This is a genomic window from Rickettsia asembonensis, from assembly GCF_000828125.2.
Taxonomy (GTDB): Bacteria; Pseudomonadota; Alphaproteobacteria; order Rickettsiales; family Rickettsiaceae; genus Rickettsia; species Rickettsia asembonensis.
In genome coordinates, this window is record NZ_JWSW01000076.1 from 20,338 (window position 1) to 27,231 (window position 6,894).

A 6,894-nucleotide genomic window follows, 5' to 3' on the forward strand; every position below is an offset into this window, starting at 1 on the left:
AAAATAGAACTATGAGCTTTAAAGATTTACCGGAGTTTTTAAAATTTTTAGAAAAAAACGGTGAGCTAAAGCGTATTTCTACCCCAGTTAAAACTGACCTAGAAATTACTGAAATCAGTAGAAGAGTATTAGCACAAGGCGGACCTGCATTACTTTTTGAAAATGTTATAAAAGCCGACGGCACTAAATCCGATATACCTGTTCTAACTAATCTTTATGCTAGTATAAATCGTATTTGTATGGGACTTAAACTTAAGTCACCCAAAGAATTAAGAGAGCTTGGCGTTTTACTAGCATTCCTTAAACAGCTGCAACCTCCCGCATCTTTTAAAGAAATATTATCAATGTTACCGCTTGCTAAGCGTATCTTTGCTATGTCTCCTAAAACAATATCAAAAGCAGACTGTCATGAAATCATCATTGACAAACCGAATATCAATATATTGCCGATCCAAAGATGTTGGCCTGATGATATTTCGCCTTTAATTACTTGGGGGATAGTAGTTACTAAAGGACCTAGTAATGATAAAATAGATAATTACAACCTTGGTATATATAGGATGCAAACAATAGCTCCTAATAAGCTATTGATGCGTTGGTTAAAGTTACGGGGCGGAGCAGAGCATCATAAACGTTGGAAAGAAGCAAAAAAAGAGCCGTTTCCTGCCGCTATTGTTATTGGGGCAAATCCAGCGGTAACTTTGGCAGCGGTTACACCGATACCTGAGAATATCTCAGAATATAATTTTGCAGGTTTACTCGGTAATGAAAAAATAGAGCTGGTGCAATGCAAAACTATTGACTTAAAAGTACCTGCACATAGTGAAATAGTGCTAGAAGGTTATGTAAGTCTAGATGAATATTTGCCTGAAGGTCCTTTTGGGGATCATACCGGATATTATAATGATGTTGAGGAGTTTCCGGTCTTTACCGTAACTGCAATAACGATGAAGAAAAATCCAGTATATTTAAATACCTATACCGGAAAACCGCCTGATGAGCCGTCAATCTTAGGTGAAGCATTAAATGAAATCTTTATTCCTATCTTGCAGCAGCAATTTCCGGAAATAGTCGATTTTTGGCTTCCACCTGAAGGTTGTTCATATAGGGTTGCGGTAGTATCGATTAAAAAATCTTATCCCGGTCATGCTAAAAGAATAATGCTTGGGATTTGGTCGTATTTACGGCAATTTATGTATAGTAAGTTTATTATAGTTGTAGATGATGATATTGATGTTCGTAATTGGCAAGAAGTAATTTGGGCAATAGCAACAAGAAGCGATCCAAGGCGTGATACGAGCTTTATAGATAATTCCCCTATAGATTATTTAGATTTTGCATCACCTGATTCAGGGCTTGGTAGTAAAATGGGAATAGATGCAACCAATAAAATATACCCTGAGACAAATAGAAAATGGGGTAAAAAAATAGAAATGAGTAAGGAAGTTATCGACAAGGTTGATAGTATGTGGGATGGTTTAAAGATATAAGGTATACTTGTTTAATTTGAAAAATTGGCGTCATTGTTTCATATTTTTTGATCCTCACGTACTAGTATGTACGCTGCATCAAAAAATATAAAACGTCTTGCTCTTTTCCAAATTAAACGTTGTCTACTATTTATATTAATTGTTAATTTTTTAGAAACATCTTGGAACTAAACATGTATAACATCCCGCACGAGACGATAATTAATAATTTCAAAGAAATAGCCGATAAATATCAAGAGCTTATTTTGCATTTCATGCAAGGTAGGGGGAGTATGATGCCTAGGAGCCTAATTGATAGTGATAAAAACAGGATTATAGCTTCTTTAATGGTAGAACAATTTTGGACAAATCCTGAAAAATTTTGTCATCTTAATATTGAATATATTGATAAGTTAAGAGAGCTTACAACGAATAGCTTTGCAAAATTTGTCGGTAGTCCGGCAAAAGCTGTATTTTCTCCGGATAATCGAGATAAAAGATTTAAAGATTCTTCATGGGAGGATAATGCTTATTTTGACTTTGTTAAACAATATTATTTACTATCTAGTGAATGGCTTAAGAAGAATATAGAACAGTATGAGCTATCAAATGATCTCAAGCAACATTTAGAGTTTGTAACTAAACATTTTATTGATGCTTTTTCACCTTCAAATTTTGCTTTTTGTAATCCAAAAGTTTTACGTGAAACATTAGAAAGCGGCGGTCAAAATCTAGTACAGGGATTAGAAAATTTTTTAAGAGATATAAAAAGTTCAGGTGATATATTAAATATTAAAACTACCGATAAATCCGCCTTTAAACTCGGTAAAAATATTGCGACAACAAAAGGAAAAGTTATATTCCAAAATGATTTAATGCAATTAATATGCTATGAACCGAAAGAGAAAGTTCATAAGATTCCGATATTTATTATTCTGCCATGTATAAATAAATATTATATACTCGATTTATCTCCGCATAATTCTTTAATATCTTTCTTAGTAGAAAATAATTTTCAAGTTTTTCTTATTTCATGGGTTAATCCTGATATTTCTCTATCGGAAAAAGGCTTCGAGGATTACTTAAAAGACGGTATTTTAGCACCTTTTGAGTATGTGAGAAACCTTGGTTTTAAAAAAATTGATTTTGTTGGATATTGCATGGGTGGTACGTTCCTTGCTATAATTATCGCCTACTTTAAAGTAAAAAAAATAGATTCTGTTCACAGTAGCACTTTCTTTACTACTTTGCTTGATTATACTCACCCGGGCGAGCTTGGAATATTTTTTAATGAAGCTACGATTAATTACATTAAAGAAGATATAAAGCTAAAGGACTATTTTGACGGACAATATTTATCAAATAGTTTTAGTTTGCTAAGGGCAAATGATCTAATTTGGACGTTTTTTGTCAATAATTATTTGCTTGGTAAAAAGCCTATGCCTTTTGATTTGCTATATTGGAATGCGGATTCTACTAACTTGCCAGCAAAGATGTATGAGGAATATTTACAAAATACATATTGTAATAACTTGCTAGAAGAGTCTAATAATTTAGAGGTACTTGGAACAAAAATAGATCTTGGAAAAGTTGATTGCAACACTTTTTTCGTAGCCGCAAAAGAAGATCATATAGCTCCATGGCGTTCAATATATGATGGAGTAAAATTATTAAACGGACATAAGATTTTTTGTCTCACGGATTCAGGGCATGTAGCAGGTGTAGTTAATCCTCCTGCGATTGCTAAATATAATTATCGGCTTAACGATGACTTAAGTTTAAGTAGTCATGAGTGGCTTATGAAAGCTACGGAATATGAAGGCTCATGGTGGAACTATTGGCTTGATTGGCTTATAAAAAATAATGATAATAAGCTAGTAGATTCTTTAGATTATCAGAATCTAGAGGCTATTGAAGAGGCTCCCGGCAGTTATGTAAGAAGATAGGTGTTGGATCTTTGTCATCCTAGCTAACTTGATCGCGGGATCCAGTCTTCTTTTTTATTTTTTATGGATACCGTGGTCAAGCCACGGTATGACAAGCAAGGAATGTAAACCATACACACAACGCCTAAAATATAAATAAGTCATGAAGAGAAAAAATAATAAATTTATAGAAATATCTATTGCCTTTATCTTAGGAGTTGCTTTAGGTATTTATGGACAGAATCCGGATTATTTTACTAATCTAATAAATCAAAAATCATTAGCTTCATCTGCACCGAAAATAAAGCATTACAATATTTCAGAGCTTTCAAGAAGTAAAGTTAGTACATGTTTTACTCCTCCTGCCGGTTGTACTAAGTTTATAGCAAATCAGATAGATAGGGCTGAAGAATCTATTTATATGCAAGCATATGGTATGAGTGATGCACTGATTACTACTGCACTTATTAATGCACAGATGCGAGGAGTAAAAGTTAGAATATTGCTTGATCGTATTAATCTTAAGCAAAAATTTTCTAAATTGTATGAATTACAACGAGCAAAAATTGATGTGGGCATAGATAAAGTACCGGGAATCGCTCATAATAAAGTTATAATTATTGATAAAAAGAAAGTAATAACCGGTTCGTTTAATTTCACGGCTGCTGCTGATAAACGTAATGCTGAAAATGTAATTATTATAGAAGATCAGGAATTAGCAGAGTCTTATTTACAAAATTGGTTAAACAGAAAAGCGAGTAATTGAGGGGAAAGCCGTTATTGCGTGCGATACCGAGCCGTCATTGTGAGGAAATTGCGTAGCAATTGACGAAGCAATCTCAGGAGTATTATTTCATGAGATTGCCACGCAGCCTATGGCTGCTCGCAATGACGCTAAAAATTACGCAGATTTTTTATTAAAGTTTTTTTGTACTTGTTCTGCCATATTTTGCATATTATTAGAAGCATGATGAACATTCTCGACAATATGCTTATTTGCGGCTTCTAATATTTTGTTTGAAGACTCATAAGCAATATTTGCTAATTCCTTAGCATTATCCATAGATGTTTCATAAATAGATTTTAAACATTTTTGATAACATTCACTAGCTTGTTTGAAATCTTTAGAATTTGCTGCTTCTTTGGTAGTATTCAAAATAGTATTAACATTATTTTGTATAATCTCGGAATTTTTCTTAAGCAAAGATTGCATGCTTTCTGTAGCAATTTGATTAGTTGTTAAAAGAATATTCATAGTTCTTTGCATTATATTTGTGATAGATGAAAGATCTACACTAGGGATATTTTTCATAGAACTCATATAAAATTCCGGATTCATATAGGATTTCATTAAATCTAAAAATTGTGTATTATTTAACATTATTCATTATCCTAAAATAAATTAAATTTTTTACTTAAAAAATTTTTTGTGTTTTATAGGTTACGTATATGTAAACATAAACCCTCAATTCATGCTAACATTTATAAAATTATGAGTCAATAATTTGTTAGCATTAAGAATAATATTAAAAATAGTTAAGTTTTTATAAATGTTAGATATATCAATTCAAGAATTAATAGATAAGTGGCAAAAATACCTCGTTTTGCAAAGAAATTACTCTAATCATACAGTAATTTCTTATAATAATGACCTTAAGCATTTCCTTGAGTTTATGAATTATTATAATTCAGAGCTTGTAACGATAAATCATATTAAAACCGCAGATATAAGATTAATCCGAAGTTGGCTTGCAAAACATAACTGTGATAATTTTACCACTTCTTCAATTTCACGTGGTTTATCTGCAGTAAAGAATTTTTATAGGTTTTTAGAGAAAACAACACAATTAAATAATCATATAATTTTTTCTATAAAATCTCCTAAAAAAACTAAATTATTACCAAAAGCTTTATCGGAGGATGATGTAGTAATATCACTTGAACATATTGAAGAATACGGGAATGTTAAGTGGGTAGAGCTTAGAAATAAAGCCCTACTTGTTCTTATATATGCTTCAGGTCTACGTATATCGGAGGCATTATCAATTACGAAACTTCATCTACAAAATCTAGAATTTATAAGAATAATAGGTAAAGGTAGTAAAGAAAGAATAATCCCGTGGTTACCGATTGCTAAAAATTTAATTACCCAATATTTAGAAATATTGCCGTATAAGCTAGGTGATAATGAACCGATATTTAGAGGAAAGCAGGGTAAGAAATTGCAGCCACCGGTATTTAATCGTGAATTAATTAAATTAAAGCATTTTTATGGTTTACCGCAGCATTTAACTGCTCATTCATTTAGACATAGTTTTGCTTCACATTTGCTTGAGCATGGTGCAGATTTACGCTCTATTCAAGAGCTATTAGGTCATAAAAGTCTATCTACTACACAAAACTATACTAAAACAAGTATAAAGCATTTAGAGGCTGTATATACTACCGCATATCCAATTAAAAAATAAAATATATTAATATTCATAATCTTCTTGCGTTAATTTTAAGTTATATATTATATTATTTTAAAAACCTTATAAACATAATATACTAAAGCTAATATTGAGATATTAATATGCTAGAAACACCTAAATTACCTATGGGATATAAACCTTCTAAAGATGAAGAATATATGTGTCCTAATCACCTAGAATATTTTAGACAAAAACTTTTAAGATGGAAAGAGGACTTATTAAAGGAATCTCAAGAGACTTTAAATCATTTAAAGGAAGAAAATTTAAAAGAATCCGATCTTAACGATTGTGCTACTCATGAAACAGAAAGAGCTTTTGAGCTTCGTAGTAGAAATAGATATTGTAAATTAATAAGTAAAATAGAAGAAGCATTATCACGTATTAAAAATGGGGAATACGGTTACTGTGAAGAAACAGGCGACCCAATAGGTATAAAAAGATTAGAAGCACGACCTATTGCATAGTACCCTACAATTTTTGTAATGGGAAGTTGAGAGTGTGAAAAAGCTCTTTTTTTGGAGGTAGTAATAAGGTATCTATGAGTTGAGTTATAGCTGTTATAGATTGATAGAAGGCATTTTTAATATAATCAAAGCCATAAGTAAATAATGAGAATAGTTGTTTTTCAATAGTTTTATAGCTTTTTATACGAATTGGATTTAGTGCATTTTGTATTAATCCATTCTTAACTATTAAGCCTGAAGTGATAGCAGCCACCACCAATAATTTCTCAAATCTATCCAAATTTACTAAGTGACTTTTTTCAATATCAAAACCACCACTTTTAAGATGCTTAAACAACCGTTCTATTGACCATCGATATCTATATAAAGCGAAAATATCAACTTCAATCTCAATGGATGATACCAACACCATTAGTTCACTTTTATCGTTTTTATATGCAGCAAAATTAACTTTTTTATCCCACAATACACCGCTACAAACCTTATATTCTAAAGCTTTAAGATCATTAAATATTTTTACAATGGTTATAGTTTTTAAACTTTTTTCAAGGCGAATTTTGTT

Annotated in this window: 6 protein-coding genes and 1 pseudogene; 5 read left to right on the forward strand and 2 right to left on the reverse strand. The window is 31.4% G+C overall.

The genetic code is table 11. The annotated features are described in order from the left end of the window. Positions 1 to 11: 11 nt before the first annotated feature. From SB78_RS06435 to pld, 3 genes are all read left to right on the forward strand, one after another. The gene (locus tag SB78_RS06435) at positions 12 to 1,490 is read left to right on the forward strand and encodes a UbiD family decarboxylase (RefSeq protein ID WP_041079523.1); all 1,479 of its coding nucleotides are present in this window, start codon (positions 12 to 14) and stop codon (positions 1,488 to 1,490) included. Positions 1,491 to 1,663: 173 nt separating this feature from the next. Further along, the gene (locus SB78_RS06440; RefSeq protein ID WP_041079524.1) at positions 1,664 to 3,415 is read left to right on the forward strand and encodes a PHA/PHB synthase family protein; all 1,752 of its coding nucleotides are present in this window, start codon (positions 1,664 to 1,666) and stop codon (positions 3,413 to 3,415) included. A 142-nt stretch (positions 3,416 to 3,557) separates the two neighbouring features. Then, complete coding sequence (pld, locus tag SB78_RS06445) at positions 3,558 to 4,160, forward strand: phospholipase D (protein WP_041079525.1); 603 nt, start codon at positions 3,558 to 3,560, stop codon at positions 4,158 to 4,160. 135 nt (positions 4,161 to 4,295) lie between these two features. On the opposite strand, the gene SB78_RS06450 is transcribed toward pld, so the two are convergent. Beyond that, positions 4,296 to 4,775: a phasin family protein gene (locus SB78_RS06450; protein WP_041079526.1), complete on the reverse strand. Its 480-nt coding sequence runs from the start codon at positions 4,773 to 4,775 to the stop codon at positions 4,296 to 4,298. Positions 4,776 to 4,944: 169 nt separating this feature from the next. Between SB78_RS06450 and SB78_RS06455 the strand changes: the two genes are divergently transcribed. Further along, the gene (locus SB78_RS06455) at positions 4,945 to 5,862 is read left to right on the forward strand and encodes a tyrosine recombinase XerC (RefSeq protein ID WP_041079527.1); all 918 of its coding nucleotides are present in this window, start codon (positions 4,945 to 4,947) and stop codon (positions 5,860 to 5,862) included. A 107-nt stretch (positions 5,863 to 5,969) separates the two neighbouring features. Then, a pseudogene (gene dksA, locus SB78_RS06460) lies at positions 5,970 to 6,329 on the forward strand (RNA polymerase-binding protein DksA); the annotation flags it as partial. Positions 6,330 to 6,336: 7 nt separating this feature from the next. Here dksA and SB78_RS06465 read toward each other — a convergent pair. Continuing rightward, a partial coding sequence (locus SB78_RS06465; protein WP_041079528.1) for a transposase occupies positions 6,337 to 6,894 on the reverse strand: 558 nt, incomplete at its 5' end.